Consider the following 16768-nt stretch of genomic DNA (forward strand, 5'->3'; position numbering starts at 1 on the left):
CTGATTAAATTGAAATTCCCATAATTTTTTTAGTTCCATCCATCTCTTTGGTATAAGAAAATAATTTTAAGATAGAAAACTTTTCATATCCGTTGTCTTCCGTTTGGTATTCCCAAAGCCAACCCCACAAACTGCCTCTTTTTACATAACCTCTTTCTATCTCTGTTTTTTCTTGATACAAAGCACCAAGCAAAATATAGGTGGAATATTGGTTATCTGATTTAGTTTTATTATGATAATAACCAAGCCCCGCAAGCACCAATTCGGTATTTTCTTCTTCTGAGTCAAAAAGGTAATATAGAAATGGCCCATACAATCGAGACTTTTCTTTGTTTGCATCGGCAGTTCTTACGATCGGAAAAAAATTATAAGTAGTTTGATAAGACCTATCGTCATAACCTAACCATAACAAAGTGATTCTATTAATTTCTGACTTCCCTTTGTCAAAACCCCACAACAAACCACCAACACTTCGGAACTGATAACTCACTTCTGTATTTTCCGATTCAATTAAATATAAAAAATTATAATAATGGCCTTTTCGATCCCATTTTAGATAATTTAAAAAAGTAAAAGTCGAAAATCCATCTTCGTTCCAATCATTAAATGACAGAGGAATCACTGAAAAACTAGATTTTGTTTTATAAAACGGAAAAATTAAAAGATGAGAAAGTTTTTCATCCTTCTCTAAAGGAATTTCCGGTTTGGTTTTTGCATTAGTGCCATAGTCTCGCTCTTTGTACCATTCCCAATCTATAAACCAAAATAAATTGGTTCTACTTCCGCCATTGTTTTTATTTCTATAAAAAAATGGAGTCACCCAAAAAGTTTTTTCTTTTTCATTAAGATGAGAATTTTTTTCTTCATAAGAAATCCATAAGGGCCAAAACAAAAATTGAATATCAGGATCAGTAGAAGTTTTTGTTTTCCGATAAGATGAAAACAATGTAAACGTATCACTATGTTGGTATTTTTCGGTTCCATAATTCCGATGAACATAAAACGGCAAAACTCTATGTCCAGAATCAATGTCTGATTCATAAACATTCACAAAAGGCCAAAAATAGGATCTTTCTTTACGATTGTTTTCTCTAAGGTCTTCCGTTAAATAGAAATTCAAAAGATAAGCACGGAATTCTGAATCTTTGTCTTTTTGTTTACCATATAGTGGAAATAGTATTTTGTATTCTAGATCATCCGATTGGTAACTAAACCAAATGGGAAAAAAAGGTGGTAATAAAACCACGTTATCTTTTGAAGCTTCATCCCAAGTAAACCAAGCTAGTGGCAACAAACGAATGTGTCTTTTGGTATCTGCCTTTTCATAAGAAAAAATTCCGAAAAGTAACTGGTATCCAAAAAAACTATCACTATTGTCTCGATTAAATTCTCTTTTTTTAACTACCTTGGGCTCGTTTGATTCAATAGAATTTTTTTTATTTATTTGGTTACCACCATTCAGAACTTTGGTTCGCTGTGAATATCCAACCAAATTATATAAAATTCCAAAGTCAAAATCAACATACAAATTCCCTTCGTTTGTTGCGACATTTACATCGACAGAATTTGTTTTCGTATACCATAATAAATTAATGTGATAATCTTCTTCCTCATCGGCATAATTAAAATAGACAGGAAAAATAAAATCAAACTCCTTTCCTGGTTTTCTATACCTTCCAAAAATAGGGAAGGTTACCAATAGACTTTCTTCCTTGGCCTTATTGTTAGAATAATAGACAGGGCCCATCCAATATTCATTTTCATTTGACCTTTGGTTTTGATAATAAAGAAGGATTGGCACAAACAAATAATTGTTTTTGGAGTAATACAACAAAGGAAAAAAAGAAAACTTATGAAATCCTTGGTCCTCGTTGATTTCGAAGTGCATAAAAGTCAATAAACGGGAATAATAGTTTTTATTTTCTCCTGAAGTTCCTCGGTTATGATAGTATAACAAAGGAATAACGGGAAATCCCAATTTACTATTTGTTTCATTCGAACTAGAAAAGAAAAATGGAATTGTTGTTAAATAAGATTCCTTTGTGTCTTTACCCCAAAAAACAAATGGATAAAAGGATTGGTCAACTGCATCTCTTTCTTTCGTTACGTTTACATTTAAAATTCGTTTGTATTCACGGTTATCGGATTTACTTTGAATATGATAATAAAATGGAAATATAGATTTTGTTTTTGCTTTTGGATAATCATAATAACGATAAAATCCCAAAGCCCGAACTGAGTAGTGGTTTGTCCAATTTTCTACGTCATAGAAAATGTTACTCGCAGTAAACTTAGCGCTTCTTTCACTCCCATAAACTTTGATTTCCTTTTCTGATTCTAAGTCAGGCCAAGTTTTAGGGAAAATTCCAAGTGGGAAGGTTATAAAAAGAAAAACTAGAACATATTGATTGAATTTGAAAACCATTCCTACAAGAACACCTTTAACAATTGGATCATTGTAATCGTTCTTGCTTTTATGCAAGAAATTACTTTATTACTTTCGACGGATCTTTGATCGGCAAATTTATCAACTTTTTAGTTTTCTTGGGAATATGTTCGATGATCTCCGCCACTTTCGGAATTTTGGAAGTTGGTTTAATTTGAGAGTATTTATAATTTATCTCTGATAACAAAATGGGTTTGGAAGATGGATACATTTGACCAATTTGTTTTTTCCCTTCGCGGTCATACAAAGGAATTACTGATTTAGAAATAGAACGGTAAGGAAGATAAGTAGATACTTTGACCAAACGCCCCTCGTTATCATATTGATAATCATTAAAACCTAATACGATTTCTTCCTTGGAGACGATGATACCTTCCATCACATCTTCTGTAAATTCATAGGTTCCTTTTCCCATTCCAAAAATAAAGGCAGTTCCCGTAAAAGCTACGAAAACAATTCCCAAAGCAGCTAAAGCAACTACACTGGAAGTAGCGTAAACAGGCATATAAACAGGAGACCTTTCATTAGCTCTTCGAATATCATACTCACTCCTCATAGTTTGCCTAATCGAAAGATGTTTCGAAACATTGATCGCATAGTATACTGGATAGTAAAAATATTCTTCTGGTTGCAAATCCATATCTTTGGATTCCACAAGGATGGCAATACTCCTCACGAGTCGATTGTTGTCTTTATCTCGAAGAATCCCGTAATAAATTTTACCATGAGAATTTGGTCTTTCAATTGATTCAGAAACAATGGGCAAAAGGGAATCTGAAAATTCTAATTTTTCGACAAACTCCGCAGGCATCAAAGTCGCATTTAGATTTTCTTTTGGAATATAAACCGTCTGCGTTGAACAAGAAAAATACGACAAAAGCAAAACAAATGTAAAACTATTGAATAAGGTTGATTTCATTTTTAGATTCAATGAATATAAAAATAATTCTACAATCTGTAACAATCAATTTTTTAGCGTTAATATTTGTAAGTCTCAACAACCGTTTGTAAATGTTCTCCGGTCACTTCAATATCTTTGGCTGTTTCGAGAAGGACCAGTGAATTATCAGCAATTACTTGTGTACCTGTCGCAATAGTTTCAATTGATTTGGAAATTTCTTCAACAGCTATTTTTTCTTGCGAAGCTGCATTTAAAATCTGAAGTGAGTTTTCATTGATTTTATGAACAGAATCTACAATTCGATTGGTATCTGTAGTTTGTTTCTCCTGGGCAGAACTAACTAGTTTTGCAGTTTCTTGAATCTTTGAGATATTAGCGAGTAATTCGCGAAAACTCTCTTCTGTGTTCATCATCAGTCCGACACTTGTTTTGATTGCATTTTTTGTGTCAGTAGTCAATGACTGAATGTTTCTTGTATTATGTGCTGTTTGTTCAGCAAGTTTTCCGATCTCCTGAGCCACAACTGCAAACCCACGTCCAAGGTCACCAGCGCGTGCGGCCTCAATAGCAGCATTGAGCGCAAGTAAGTTGGTTCGATCGGATATTTCATTAATGATATTAACGACTTCATCAATTAACTCTGCCTTTTGGTTTACGATGTGAATGGAATCTGCAGTTGTTTTTGTTGTTAACATTCCATCATTGGCTTGTTTATAAAATTCCTCTGTTAAATTTGTCATCCCGAGCATTGCATTTGCTACTTCTGCCATTGCCATTTTGAAATCAGAGGTCACTTTTTCTATTTCCTTCAAATGATCCGCTTGGGTAGAGATACTAGAAAAAACATTCTCAACAGAAGCTGCCAACTCTTCCGTTGCTGCAGAAGTCTCTTCTGTTGAAGCAGCTTGGTCTTGTGTTGTTGCAGAATAATTTCGAACCAAATTGGCAGCATCTTTTGATTTATTAGATAACTCACCTGATACTTGGCGGAGGATAAAAACAATTTCAGTAATATTTAAAATAAAAACACCCATCCATTTCAATAGACCTCCAATTTCATCATGGATTCCGTAGTCCAAATTTTCTTTGAGTTCACCTGACCCACGAACAATTTGCGAAATAATATTTGTACTATTTCGAATCACGGACATGATGCTATGTATGATTAAGTATTGTAGGAGAATAAAAAAAACTAAAGCAAAGGAAGTGAAAACAAGAACCATGATGGCATAGATTTTTGCGATATTTGCTCTTTTTGTAAACTTCTCAGAAAGTTGTTTAGAAATGAGTTCATTCACATTGAAGATCTGATCAATTAAATTGGTTGTGGCATTGTAGTATTCTATCGTTTTGATTGTTGGAATTTTTTCTTTGATCACTCTATTTTGAATCAACTCTCGTAAAACAGGGAAATCAACTTCTGCTTTTTGGTATGTCTCTACAATCTTCTTTCCATCAGGATTAAATTTTCGAATCGCAGCCATACTCACGGTAATGGATTCAAAATGGCCTGCCACTGACCCAACGATTTCCTGAAGCAGATTTTTTTCAAAAGGATCTGCTTTTGTCCCTTTGACCAAATGCGCCAATCCTGTCCCGCGGAGTTGCCCAAGTTTTTCAGCCAAATACGGTAACTTAGTCAATGAAACTTCGATCATAAAGTAAGTGTCTTTATCTGGGTCCAAAAATAAACCGGACGACTCCCCTACTTCATTGTTTACATTTAACATTCTTTTAATAAGACTTACATGTTCTACGTAACTTTCCTTTGCCGTTAGTGTTGAGTTGATTTCTTTTAAGTGATTCCAACTTTTATGAATATCCTTAGATTCTTCATAAACTTGAAAAAGATTCCCTTCGTCTTCGTTTAATTTTAAAAAAATTTGATAAGCTGACTCTAATTCCTTTTCAATTGAATTTGCTTCTTCTTTGGCACTTTGGTCTCCATTCAAAACCCGAGCCATAAACCCTCGGTGTTTTGCAGTGAGTCGCATAAGTTTGGCAAGACTTAAATTATATTCTGCACCTTTGAGTCGATTCAATGCACCTTCATATTCTTGTTTTTTGATTAAAATTAAATTGATTCCCAATGCGGACATGAGGACTGCCATAAGGCCAAACACAAACAGAAGTTTGGTTTTTATTTTAAATTTATATAAAATCTTTTTTGGATTCAAACTAAAACCGGATTCGATTTTTTGGGGATTTAGGTAAAAGTTTTCTCCGTTTAAAATTTGTTTTTCCGATGCGGTACGTCCAACAAACATATGTCCAACGGTTTTTCCATCCCTATCATAATAAGGTGTAATCGTTGTGTTGGCCCAAAAAAAGTCTCCTGAATTCGTTTTATTTTTTAGGAGCCCGTTCCAAGGTTCGTTTTCATTTAAAGTCTTTTGTATGTTTTTATAAACCAACTCAGGAGTTTCGGGACTTTGGATTTTTTTGAACGACTGACCTAATAACTCCCTCCGCTCAAATCCACTCAGTTTAACCAAATCATCGTTAACGAAAATAATCGTACCGGCAAGATCCGTTTTCAATGATAACGTTGTATTTTGTGGGATTTTCACCTGAACACTCATACCGATGCTCCAAACTAAATGTAGAATCTAGAAAGAAAGGAAAAGAGAATTTGCGAATATGAAAATATGTTAAAACTATCGAATACTTACTCTCATTCAAAAGAAGTTGAAAATTCTTTTTTTATTGATAAGGAAAAAAAAGAGCAGTTTCTTTCCAACTTTCCTCCGACTAACAAGAAATTCCGAGCTCCTTTTTTTCATTTTTTTTGAAGAATTAATCAAAATATGCAATAATTTGGAAATCGACCAAATTTGGTTTCCGCACAAAACTACCCATCTTTGGATTTTGGCCTTGAACTCTAATCCGAGCGAACGACGACTTCCTTTACACACAAAATTCAATAACGAGCGTTAGCCTTAAATAAAAAACCAAAACGTTTGATATAAGAAATCTAAACGATTCGTATAACAATAGATAAATTTTATTCAAAAATAATAGATTTCATTTGGGCAATGCATCTGCTAAAATTCTAGAACTATTCTAGTAATAATTATAAAATTTACTATTTCTTGTTAGTTGTTAAATTCATTCTAATATTTGAATTTGATTCCTTTTAAAAATTTGAGTCGCATTTGTTTATTTTAAAATAATACTATGTACATTATGTTATCAATGTGTCACCAAGGATGAAACAGTTTCGAGTTTTGAAAATAAAATCATCTACCAGTGATACAAAATAGAGAGAAGGAGGATTGTTAGTGGTCGAAAAAAACGATGTCATTATCATCGGAGCAGGAATCGCAGGATTGGTGGCAGCATTTGAATGTTTAAACCAAGGAAAATCTGTTTTAATTTTAGATAGAAACTCTGAGGAACATTTAGGTGGTCTCGCTAAACTATCATTTGGCGGTATGGCCCTTGTTGGTACTCCTTTGCAAAAACGATTGGGAATCAAAGATACTCCCGAGATTGCTTTGGATGATTGGTATTCATTTGCAGACTTTGGCCCCAATGATATTTTTCCCAAACAATGGGCAGAACAATATGTGAACGAAAGTCTTGGGCAGGTCTATCATTGGCTTGGAAGTCTTGGTTTAAATTTTTTTCCTGTGGTCAATTGGGTAGAAAGAGGATTATACAAAAGAGGGAATTCTGTTCCGCGTTATCATGTTCTTTGGGGAACCGGTTTCCGTTTGGTGGAACGTTTCGTAGAATTATTAAAAAAACATAAAAACAATACAAAATTAAATTATCTATTTGAACACAAGGTTACTGATTTAATCAAAGAAAACGGTAGGATAGTAGGTTGTGTCGCAGAACAAGAAAAAACGGGAAAGAAGGATTTAAGATTTTATGCAGACCACGTGATGGTAGCAACAGGTGGCATCACCGGATGTTTAGATAAGGTTCGTGAACATTGGTATAAACCTTGGGGAGAGGCGCCAAAGGAAATGTTGAATGGTTCCCATCCTTTTGCTGATGGATTGGTTCATGATGCCGTGAAGAAACATGGCGGAAATCTCACTCATTTGGATAAAATGTGGAATTATGCTGCAGGGATTCCCAATCCAAAACCAGAATTTGATGGTCATGGACTCAGCCTCATCCCTTGTAAGTCAGCCTTATGGCTCGACCATTCAGGGCGTCGGATTGGGCCAGAACCGATGATGACTGGATTTGATACCAACGAACTTTGTCGTAGGATCTCTGGGTTAGAAAAACCATATACTTGGCAACTGCTGAATTGGAGGATTGCGGCAAAAGAACTCGCCGTTTCTGGTTCGGAACACAATCCCATGATCCGAGATCGAAAATTAGTTTCTTTCTTAAGAGAAGTGTTACTGGGGAACAACCGTCTCGTGAGACAGTTACAAAAAGAAAGTGATCATTTCATTGTGGCAAACAACTTACGAGAATTAGTTGATAAAATGAATCGATTGAATGGAGATCAAACAATTGAATACGAAGTTATAAAAAAAGAGATCACGCAATATGATGATGTAATTCGGAGAGGGAAAGGCCTTTGGAACGATGACCAATTGAGACGGATCCAACATGCTAGGTCATGGCGTTCCGACCGAGTGAGAACTTGTGCTCCCAAACCCATTCTTCATCCAAGTGCCGGGCCCCTCATTGCCATCAAACTTAGACTGATTACAAGAAAAAGTTTAGGAGGGATTCAAACTGATTTGGAAAGCCGCGTATTAGATCCGTTAGGTTCACCTATCCCGGGTTTGTATGCCATCGGTGAAGCGGCAGGATTTGGTGGTGGTGGTGCCAGCGGATTTAAATCTTTAGAAGGAACTTTTTTATCGGGCTGTATTTTGACCGCAAGAGCAGCGGCAAAGTCAGTTAACAATGGTGTTTCAGTTAGTGAGCATGGAAAACAAAGGAGTTTAGTCACATGAAAAAAACAGGAGCTTGGTTAGTCAGATATGCCTTAGAACAAATTGGAGTTCGTTATACCTTTGGAATTCCTGGAGTCCATAATACAGAAATTTATGATGAGCTAAATAATTCTGATTTGATCCATCCGATGCTCGTAACACATGAAGGTTGTGGTGCGTTTATGGCCGATGCCATCAGTCGCACCAGTGATTCGATTGGAACCGTTGTCATTGTACCGGCAGCAGGTGTGACTCATGCTGCTAGTGGGATTGGAGAAGCATTTTTGGATGGGATTCCCATGTTGGTGATTGCAGGTGGAGTGCGTAGCGATTCCAAATTCAAATACCAATTACATGATATGGACCAACATACACTCGTGAAACCAATCACTAAAAAAACTTTTAAAGTAAATTCGCAAGAGGAAGTGGTAGAAACGATTTACGAAGCATACCAAATTGCTGTGAGTGGAGAACCCGGGCCCGTGTTTATCGAAGTTCCTGTGAACATCCAATTGTATACAGGAACAGTGGCAAACATTCCTAGTTATGAAGAATACTGTAATAAACAAAGTCTCAAACTAGCAACTCCATCCATCCAAGAAAAAAGTTTGGCCGAAGCAGTTGAGTTACTAACTTCTGCAAAGTCCCCAGGTTTATTTTTAGGATGGGGAGCAGTTGATGCTGCGGAGTTGAGTGTGGCCATTGCAGAACTACTCGGAGCTCCCGTATCTACAACCTTACAAGGATTAAGTGCATTCCCTGGGAATCATCCTTTACATTGTGGAATGAGTTTTGGTCCAGCAGCGGTTCCTGCGGCGACCCAAGCGTTTTCTGATTGTGATTGTTTACTGGCAGTGGGGACTCGTTTTGCCGAAATTGCGACAGGTAGTTTTGGAGTGACCGTTCCCAAAAATCTGATTCATATCGACATCAATCCAGATGTGTTTCATACAAATTATCCTGCCAAAGTCAACATTCAAGGCGACGCCAAAAAGGTATTACCTGAACTGGTAAAAAGACTGCAGAACAAACTACAGCTAACAAAAGAAAGTCGGGAAAATCGAACCAAAGTGCTTGCGGAAGAGATAAAGAAAAATAAACAAAACTATTTGGAAGAATGGTTCCAACATGATAGTAAGGACAGGGTGAATCCTGCTCGATTCTTTAACGCCTTACGGACATCTCTTCCTGATGATGGTTATGTGGTGGTGGATGACGGAAATCATACATTTCTCACTGCCGAACTGATGCCAATCCACAAACCAAGGCATATGATTTCTCCCACAGATTTTAATTGTATGGGTTATGCAGTGCCTGCAACCATTGCAACCAAACTTGCTAATCCTGAGAAAGCAGTTGTTGGGATCATTGGTGATGGAGCCTTTTTAATGACTTGTATGGAATTAATCACAGCGAGCAGAAACAAAATTGGAGCTGTGTTTGCCGTCTTCAATGATGGAGAACTTTCCCAAATTTCACAAGCACAACAAGTTCCTTACAATCGGAAAACCTGCACTGTTCTTGGAACCACAAGGTTTGAAGGCATCGCTTTGGCCACGGGTGCCGAATATCTTTCCATCCAATCAAACGAAGAAATCAAACAAAAGTTAGATGAAGCATGGATTCTTGCTAACGAAGGGCGTCCAGTCATTTTGGATGTCAATATTGATTACAGTAAAAAAACTCGTTTTACCCAAGGGATTGTTGGCACTAATTTGAAACGTTTGCCATTTGCAGCCAAAGTCAGAATGATTGGTCGGGCCTTAGTTCGAAGGGTCACTGGATAGGATTGGTCTAAGTTTCTTTTGCGTATCTTACTTGCACCTATGGAAGGACTTCTTGACTACCGACTTCGTGACACTCTCACGCAAGTGGGTGGTTTTGACGAATGTGTTAGTGAATTCATTCGAGTGAACGATACACTCCTTCCATCACATAGGTTCTACAGATATGTTCCCGAATTGTATGAAGGTTGTCGTACAAGAGCTGGAGTTCCTGTCAAAGTACAGTTGTTAGGTTCCGATATCAACTGTATGGCGGAGAACGCAAGTAAGGTGGCATCTCTTGGGGCGTATGGGATCGATATTAATTTTGGATGTCCGGCTCCCACAGTCAACCGAAACCGGGGAGGAGCAGCTCTTCTCAAAGAACCAGACCAGATGTTTGCCATTGTAAAGGCCATTAGAAAAGCGGTTCCTTCGATCATTCCAGTCACTGCAAAAATGAGATTAGGTTACGATTCCACCGAACAGGCGCTTGTCTGTGCAAAAGCCTTGGAAGAAGGAGGAGCCGAAGAAATAGTAGTCCACGCAAGAACCAAAACGGACGGATACAAACCTCCTGCCTATTGGGATTGGATTCATAAAATTGGATCAACTGTCAAAATTCCAGTCGTTGCCAATGGTGAAATTTGGACTGAAGAAGATGCGCTCCGGTGTAAAGAAATCTCTGGTTGCCAAGACATTATGATTGGTCGTGGTGCTGTTGCTAACCCAGCTCTTGCGTTGATGATCAGAGGAGTAAAAAATGAAAATCTTTCTTGGGATGAAGTCAAAAGAATTTTATATCGGTATTGGCAAAGTTTAGAAGCAGATATGGAAGTTAAAAGTCGGGCGGGAAGAATCAAACAGTGGTTACACTATTTGACCCGCCAATATCCTGAAGCCGAAAGAGACTTTGAAATTGTGAAACGACTGACAAACAAGGAAGATTTTAAAAAGTATTTGGAATCGCCTGTAAAACCTACTTAAAATTTCCTATTAGCTCAATCAACAACAAGTATGAAGATTAACTTCAAATATTCTAATTTATTGGATAATCACTTTAGGATTGACATTTTGCCCAAAGATATAAAAAAAATAATTTCCTGGCGTTAGAATGGTATATGTAGAACCAGATTGGGTAATATCGGTTATTGTATTTGCCATATTTTGTCCTCCAGCAATCGGACACTCGTTTTGTTTGTATATGGCAATTCCATCGTCCCCATAATCACTGAAGACAATTTTGTCATTAGCAACTAACTGACTTCCCTTTACAATTCCACCTCCGTAACCATTATCATTCATTTTTTTACTAATGACTGTCAAAACTCTGCTAGCAGTAGTTAACGGAAAAGTATTAACATCTGAACCAGGAGAAGATTGATAATTGCAAGTGAGACCGCCTTGACTTCCAGCAAGTAACAAAACAAGGCTTACATGATTATCTTTTTTTTCTTTTTGACAATTGAGAAAAAACGCACTTAAAAGGAAGCTGACAATAAAACTAATTTTTAACATATTTTTATATTCTAAAACAACACTTTACTATTTTTTCTTTCTGTAAACCGCAAAACAAAAAAATAGCGAACACCTAACAAAAAAAGCACATTAGTTTTCCCATAGATAAGCCAAAATTTCTGGATAGTTCGTTTATTAAATCGTGAGAACAATAACATCGAATTTACTGAAAGCATTAATACGAATATGATAAACTTATTCACGGTAATGCATGAAAGGTGATCGTGGAACATTTAGTTGTTGGGTATGATTTTGAATTCGGCTGGATCAAAATCATAATTTACTGATTAGAAAAAGAAGGAATGACACATGTTTGTGTACCCTGGAAATATAAAGAAATGGAAAAGAATATAGTTGTTCGCATAGAATTCCATCATCATAGAGTATGACGACAGTTATTTCATTAATTCAAAAAAAAGAAAGTCAACGAAATTTATCGCATACCAAGAGTTAATTTATTCTAAAAAATATCGATACGTTACCTTGGGATTTAGTTGCGCTCTTACCCGACCGATCTCTTTTTTTCCTTTCAAAAACGATCCCCTCCACAAAATTATTCCTTATGTTCGAATCGTTTTCCAACTCTGAAATCCTTTCCGGTATGATCACCCCAGCAGTCCTTGTTTCTGCTTGTGCTAGTTTGATATTTTCCACAGCCAATCGGCTTGGGCGTATTTTTGATCGAGTGAATCTTCTAAAATCGGAAGTGGAACTTCTATTAGACGGGAAAAGAAGTTTTCACACAGAACGAATGATCTATATGCGCCACCAACTTTCTGTCCAAAAAAAAAGAGCGGTCCTCATCCAAAGGTCCATGGCTTTTTTGTATTTGGCAACTTCTCTCTTTGTGATTTCGAGTTTGACATTGGCCATCACTCTTGCCTTTGCCAAAGGCTATACCTGGATCCCTACTGTGGCTGCCATCACTGGAGGAATTTGTCTGTTTCTTGCCAGTGCTCTTCTTTTTTACGAAAGCAGATACAACTTAACATTCATTAATCGACAAATTGAATTTACGGAATTTTTAGAAAGAGAATTACAAAAGAAATAAAAGTCAGAAAATCGTTGCCCTAAGACAAAGCCCAATCAGGAATTTTTGATTTTCCTTTTGAGCGTCTCGAATCCGTTAGTTGACAAATAAAAAATCGAAAAACGACCGCGTCATCCGCTCCAATCTTTCGCACCTGCGAAAGGATTTCCGCTACTACCGCTGGCGCAGGGATTTTATTTTGAATTTTCGATGAGTGGTAATGAATCAAGTTGATGAGTGAATTTTGGTTCACTCTTGGCCTAGCGCCAGGGACCAGAAGGGCTTGGTCCGAGGAGGCAAGTCCTCCGAGGACGGGAGCGAACGCGCACCCCGCATGAGGCCCGCCCGGGCGCCCAAAGTACCAACTATGAACTTTTCCAAAAGAAAATTGGGGATTTTAGGAAATGGAATGCGAAAAACGGCAGGGCGTGATAGAGGAGAACCATTGGGTGGCGGGTCTAGTTCCCCACCCTCAGATCGGGCGGGGAAAGTGTACCCACGCGCCCACCCCCCTTCGACCCTCTTTTGTAACAAATCTGACAAAAAAAAACGATTTTCCTGTCACCTTGGCTTTCTAGAACGGTAAGTAAAAATTAGATTCGGAAATTCCTTCATGAGAGAAATCAAAACTGTCACGATTTTAGGTGCCAACGGAGCCATGGGTTCTGGAAGTGCGGGCGTCATTGCTGCCTTCGGTGGTGCTAAAGTCCATATGCTCGCTAGAGATGTAGAAAAAGCAAAACAGGGTATCGAAGCCGCTGTCGCATCCGTCAAAACGGATACAATCCGCGCAAGAATGATCCCTGGTTCCTACGATGCGGATCTGGAAAAAGCTGTCGCAGAGTCAGATTGGGTATTCGAACTCGTGGCGGAAAGTTACGAAGTCAAAGAACCGATCAATACTCGTATTGCTAAGGCTCGCCGTCCGGGAACCATCGTTTCCACTGTGTCCTCTGGACTTTCCATCGGTCGTTTGGCAAAAGCTTACGATGAAGATGGTCAAAAACACTACTACGGAACACATTTTTTTAACCCTCCTTATAAAATGATCCTTTGTGAACTCGTAACCCATTCAGGAAACGATAAAAAAGTCACACAAGCGTTAGGTGAATATCTAGACAAAGTTCTAGGTCGTGCCGTTGTTTATACAAATGACACTCCTGCTTTCGCTGGAAACCGCATCGGATTTCAGTTGATGAACGAAGTAGCTCACTTTGCAGAAAAGTATGCTGACAAAGGTGGAATCGCCCTTATGGACGAAATCATGTCTGGTTACACTGGACGTGCGATGGGCCCACTGGCAACTGCTGACTTCGTTGGACTTGATGTTCATAAAGCTATCGTAGACAACATCTACGACAATACAAAAGACGAAGCTCACGAAACATTCAAACTTCCTGGTTACTTCCAAAAGTTAATCGATGCTGGTAAACTCGGTATGAAATCTGGTGGTGGTCTCACTAAAGTTGTGAAACACGCTGACGGAAAACGTGAGAAGTTTGTTTACAATATCAAAACTGGTGAGTACGATCCGTACCCAAAATTTGATATTCCTTTTATCAAAGAAGCTCGCCAAAAAATCAAAGACTCCGATTACAAAGGTGCTATGGACATCGTGAAAAATGCATCTGGTTTCGAAGCAGAAATCGCACGTTACTTCATTTCACGTTACATCAGTTATTCGCTTTCTCTCGTAGGAGAAGTAGTGGACACAAAAGAAAACACTGATGGAGCAATGGGTTTTGGTTTTAACTGGGTTCCTGCGTCTGCATTTGTTGATTTCCTTGGTGGACCAAAAGAAACAATTAAGATGATGGAGCAGTCTAAAATACCAGTTCCAAAACTTTTAAAAGATGCAAAAGAAGGCAAAAAGTTCTACGAGCTTGGCGACAAACTAGACGCAAGGTCTCTTTTCAAAGGTTAATTAGGAGTATCATATGAGTGAAAAAGTATTTGTACTAGGCGGGGAACAAACCGACTTCCAAAGAAATTGGACAAAAGAAGGAAAAACCTTCATGTCCATGATGCGTGAAGTATTAGATGATGCTCTTGAAAAAGTTGGCATTAGTTATGATGAAATCAAACGATTGAACAAAGAAAACCGTGTGGCTGTTTTTGTTGGAAACTTTGATGCAGAACAATATGCCAACCAAGGTCACTTGGGTGCTTTCCTTACAGAAGTAAACCCTGCTCTTTACGGCGTTCCTGGTGCTCGTTACGAAGCAGCTTGTGCTTCTGGATCCGTTGCACTTGATGCAGCGATCACACATATCCGTGCAGAAGATTATGATCTAGCGATTGTTCTTGGTGTGGAAGTGATGAAAACTGTTTCTTCTTCTGTGGGTGGTGACTTCCTTGGAACAGCTGCTTACTACGATAAAGAAGCGAAGGGAGTTCAATTTCCTTTCCCTAAACTTTTCGGAAAACTAGCAGACGTAATCCTCGAACGTTACGAACTTAAAGAAGAACGTTTTATGGATGCTCTTGCTGAAATTTCTCGTATCAATTACGCAAACGCAAAACGTAACCCTAAAGCACAAACTCGTACATGGTTCATGAACAAAGAACATGCGATGGCTCGCGGTGGAGACAACAACATGGCCGTGGGTGGAAGACTTTGTATCACTGACTGTTCTCAAGTAACAGATGGTGCTGCTGTCACAATCCTTGCTTCCAAAGATTACACGAAAGAATACGCTAAAAAAACTGGCCGCAAAGTAGATGACATCCCTCGCGTAAAAGGATGGGGTCACCGCGTAGCACCAATTACATTTGAAGCAAAAAAACAAGAATCCGTTGGGGACAAATACATCCTTCCATGGACTCGCCAAACTGTAAAAGATGCTTACAAACGTGCTGACCTTGATGTGAAACACATTGATGTGTTTGAAACACATGACTGTTTCACTTCTTCTGAATACGCTGCGATTTCCGCCTTCGGAATTTCAGAACCAGGAAAAGAACACATCGCAATCGAAGAAGGAACCATTGACTTTGGTGGTAAAAAACCAATCAATCCATCTGGTGGTCTTATTGGTGTGGGTCACCCTGTGGGTGCATCTGGCGTTCGTATGATGCTCGATCTTTACAAACAAGTCACAAACACGGCAGGTGATTACCAAGTAAAAGGTGCTAAAAATGGCCTTATGCTCAACATCGGTGGATCTGCGACTACGAACTTCGTGTTCATCTTAGGGAAGTAAGAGCCTTGAGTTCGCTGAATACAGAAAAATGGAACCGGATCCTCGTCCGGTTCCTCCTCGCCTTTTCGTTCTGGGAAGCGGTATCCATTCCCGTTCGGATGGTATTTTTTTCGAAGTTTTACTTTGATCCAACACTGAAGTCGATGTTTGTTCCTATAACAGATGTTTTTTGGATTGGACCTGTGTTCAGCGATTTGTCATTCACACTTTCCTTTGGATTCCTTTATGCACTCATGAAAGAATCTTTACCACAAGGACTTGTGGGTGGATTTTTAGTGGGAATCTTAGTATCCATCATTGGATTTGTTTCCCCAATGCTTTGGACCTTGTCCCTAACAAACTTTGCCCCAACCGTTCTTGTTTGGGTATGGGTTGCTTACTACGCAATATTTACGATATCCACTGCTGTCATTTATTCGGTAGGTTGGAATTCAGAAGATTAAACATTTACAACGATCAGAAAGGAAAGGTTTCGACTAACTCCTATTCTGGTTTGATTCAAACTGTAATTTCAATCGTTGAACCCAAAGTTTCCTTTGGGTTTTTTATTTTCTTCGAATTTCACCAGCCAAATCGGTTCCCGGTGCAACAGTATTAAAGACGGTTCCATACTTTTTGATATTTTCATGTAACAGGCGCAGACGGTCATCAGATTCTTCCGTGTCGACAATGATTTGATAACGAATGGATTCCATTTTGGGTGGAACATCTTGCCGGATTCCATCCACGATGACTTGTATCCCTTTGAGTTGAAAATGAAGGATGGGAGCCACTCTTTCCACTCCTTTGATGATACAGGCCGAAAGAGCCGAAAGTAACAGCTCAGCAGGATTGAAGGCATTTGGATTCCCAGCCATATCCGTATCTAATACGATTTCTGCCGATTTACACCGAGATAAACTCGTATGGGAATCCACACGCGAAGTTTCCACATGGAAGTTCATTTTTGGTTTTGCATTTGGGTCTGGATTTGTCATTGCTTTACCTGATCATGTGT

At 38.3% G+C, this 16768-nt stretch carries 12 protein-coding genes; 7 read left to right on the forward strand and 5 right to left on the reverse strand.

What is annotated here, in order from left to right:
- Positions 1–4 precede the first annotated feature (4 nt).
- The 3 genes from EHQ47_RS03045 to EHQ47_RS03055 form a co-directional block, all read right to left on the reverse strand.
- Positions 5–2425 carry an LA_1737 family protein gene (locus EHQ47_RS03045; protein ID WP_135776674.1) on the reverse strand — a complete coding sequence of 807 codons (2421 nt, stop codon included), beginning with the start codon at positions 2423–2425 and terminating at the stop codon, positions 5–7.
- A 61-nt stretch (positions 2426–2486) separates the two neighbouring features.
- Positions 2487–3365 (reverse strand): hypothetical protein, encoded by an 879-nt coding sequence (locus EHQ47_RS03050; RefSeq protein WP_135749819.1) that lies wholly within the window; start codon positions 3363–3365, stop codon positions 2487–2489.
- A 59-nt stretch (positions 3366–3424) separates the two neighbouring features.
- The gene (locus tag EHQ47_RS03055; protein ID WP_135776532.1) at positions 3425–5929 is read right to left on the reverse strand and encodes a methyl-accepting chemotaxis protein; all 2505 of its coding nucleotides are present in this window, start codon (positions 5927–5929) and stop codon (positions 3425–3427) included.
- Between the two features lie 699 nt (positions 5930–6628).
- On the opposite strand from EHQ47_RS03055, the gene EHQ47_RS03060 reads away from it, so the two are divergent.
- The 3 genes from EHQ47_RS03060 to EHQ47_RS03070 are packed head-to-tail and all read left to right on the forward strand — an operon-like array spanning position 6629 to position 11007.
- Complete coding sequence (locus EHQ47_RS03060; RefSeq protein ID WP_135776533.1) at positions 6629–8278, forward strand: FAD-binding dehydrogenase; 1650 nt, start codon at positions 6629–6631, stop codon at positions 8276–8278.
- Positions 8275–10044: a thiamine pyrophosphate-binding protein gene (locus EHQ47_RS03065; protein WP_135776534.1), complete on the forward strand. Its 1770-nt coding sequence runs from the start codon at positions 8275–8277 to the stop codon at positions 10042–10044. The genes EHQ47_RS03060 and EHQ47_RS03065 overlap by 4 nt, the downstream gene beginning before the upstream one ends.
- Positions 10045–10062: 18 nt before the next feature.
- Positions 10063–11007: a tRNA dihydrouridine synthase gene (locus tag EHQ47_RS03070; protein ID WP_135747416.1), complete on the forward strand. Its 945-nt coding sequence runs from the start codon at positions 10063–10065 to the stop codon at positions 11005–11007.
- Positions 11008–11064: 57 nt separating this feature from the next.
- Here the strand turns inward: EHQ47_RS03070 and EHQ47_RS03075 are convergent, their stop codons facing one another.
- Positions 11065–11538: a hypothetical protein gene (locus tag EHQ47_RS03075; RefSeq protein ID WP_135776535.1), complete on the reverse strand. Its 474-nt coding sequence runs from the start codon at positions 11536–11538 to the stop codon at positions 11065–11067.
- 562 nt (positions 11539–12100) lie between these two features.
- Between EHQ47_RS03075 and EHQ47_RS03080 the strand changes: the two genes are divergently transcribed.
- The 4 genes from EHQ47_RS03080 to EHQ47_RS03095 all read left to right on the forward strand — a co-directional run bounded on the left by EHQ47_RS03080 (position 12101) and on the right by EHQ47_RS03095 (position 16214).
- Positions 12101–12589, forward strand: coding sequence for a DUF2721 domain-containing protein (locus tag EHQ47_RS03080; RefSeq protein ID WP_135747414.1), 489 nt, complete (start codon positions 12101–12103; stop codon positions 12587–12589).
- Positions 12590–13181: 592 nt separating this feature from the next.
- Complete coding sequence (locus tag EHQ47_RS03085; RefSeq protein ID WP_135747413.1) at positions 13182–14492, forward strand: 3-hydroxyacyl-CoA dehydrogenase NAD-binding domain-containing protein; 1311 nt, start codon at positions 13182–13184, stop codon at positions 14490–14492.
- A gap of 13 nt (positions 14493–14505) precedes the next feature.
- Positions 14506–15771: an acetyl-CoA acetyltransferase gene (locus EHQ47_RS03090; RefSeq protein ID WP_135776536.1), complete on the forward strand. Its 1266-nt coding sequence runs from the start codon at positions 14506–14508 to the stop codon at positions 15769–15771.
- A gap of 5 nt (positions 15772–15776) precedes the next feature.
- Positions 15777–16214 (forward strand): hypothetical protein, encoded by a 438-nt coding sequence (locus tag EHQ47_RS03095; RefSeq protein ID WP_135776537.1) that lies wholly within the window; start codon positions 15777–15779, stop codon positions 16212–16214.
- Positions 16215–16316: 102 nt separating this feature from the next.
- On the opposite strand, the gene EHQ47_RS03100 is transcribed toward EHQ47_RS03095, so the two are convergent.
- On the reverse strand, positions 16317–16748 hold the full coding sequence (locus EHQ47_RS03100; RefSeq protein ID WP_135776538.1) for an OsmC family protein: 432 nt from the start codon (positions 16746–16748) through the stop codon (positions 16317–16319).
- Between the last annotated feature and the right edge of the window lie 20 nt (positions 16749–16768).

This window comes from Leptospira bourretii (genome assembly GCF_004770145.1).
GTDB classification, from domain to species: Bacteria; Spirochaetota; Leptospiria; order Leptospirales; family Leptospiraceae; genus Leptospira_A; species Leptospira_A bourretii.

What these genes read in the sequence shown, in the direction of transcription:
- EHQ47_RS03045 (WP_135776674.1), bottom strand. Translation starts at nt 2,425, where the DNA reads ATGGTTTTCAAATTCAATCAATATGTTCTAGTTTTTCTTTTTATAACC.
- EHQ47_RS03050 (WP_135749819.1), bottom strand. Translation starts at nt 3,365, where the DNA reads ATGAAATCAACCTTATTCAATAGTTTTACATTTGTTTTGCTTTTGTCG.
- EHQ47_RS03055 (WP_135776532.1), bottom strand. Translation starts at nt 5,929, where the DNA reads ATGAGTGTTCAGGTGAAAATCCCACAAAATACAACGTTATCATTGAAA.
- EHQ47_RS03065 (WP_135776534.1), top strand. Translation starts at nt 8,275, where the DNA reads ATGAAAAAAACAGGAGCTTGGTTAGTCAGATATGCCTTAGAACAAATT.
- EHQ47_RS03075 (WP_135776535.1), bottom strand. Translation starts at nt 11,538, where the DNA reads ATGTTAAAAATTAGTTTTATTGTCAGCTTCCTTTTAAGTGCGTTTTTT.
- EHQ47_RS03080 (WP_135747414.1), top strand. Translation starts at nt 12,101, where the DNA reads ATGTTCGAATCGTTTTCCAACTCTGAAATCCTTTCCGGTATGATCACC.
- EHQ47_RS03085 (WP_135747413.1), top strand. Translation starts at nt 13,182, where the DNA reads ATGAGAGAAATCAAAACTGTCACGATTTTAGGTGCCAACGGAGCCATG.
- EHQ47_RS03090 (WP_135776536.1), top strand. Translation starts at nt 14,506, where the DNA reads ATGAGTGAAAAAGTATTTGTACTAGGCGGGGAACAAACCGACTTCCAA.
- EHQ47_RS03100 (WP_135776538.1), bottom strand. Translation starts at nt 16,748, where the DNA reads ATGACAAATCCAGACCCAAATGCAAAACCAAAAATGAACTTCCATGTG.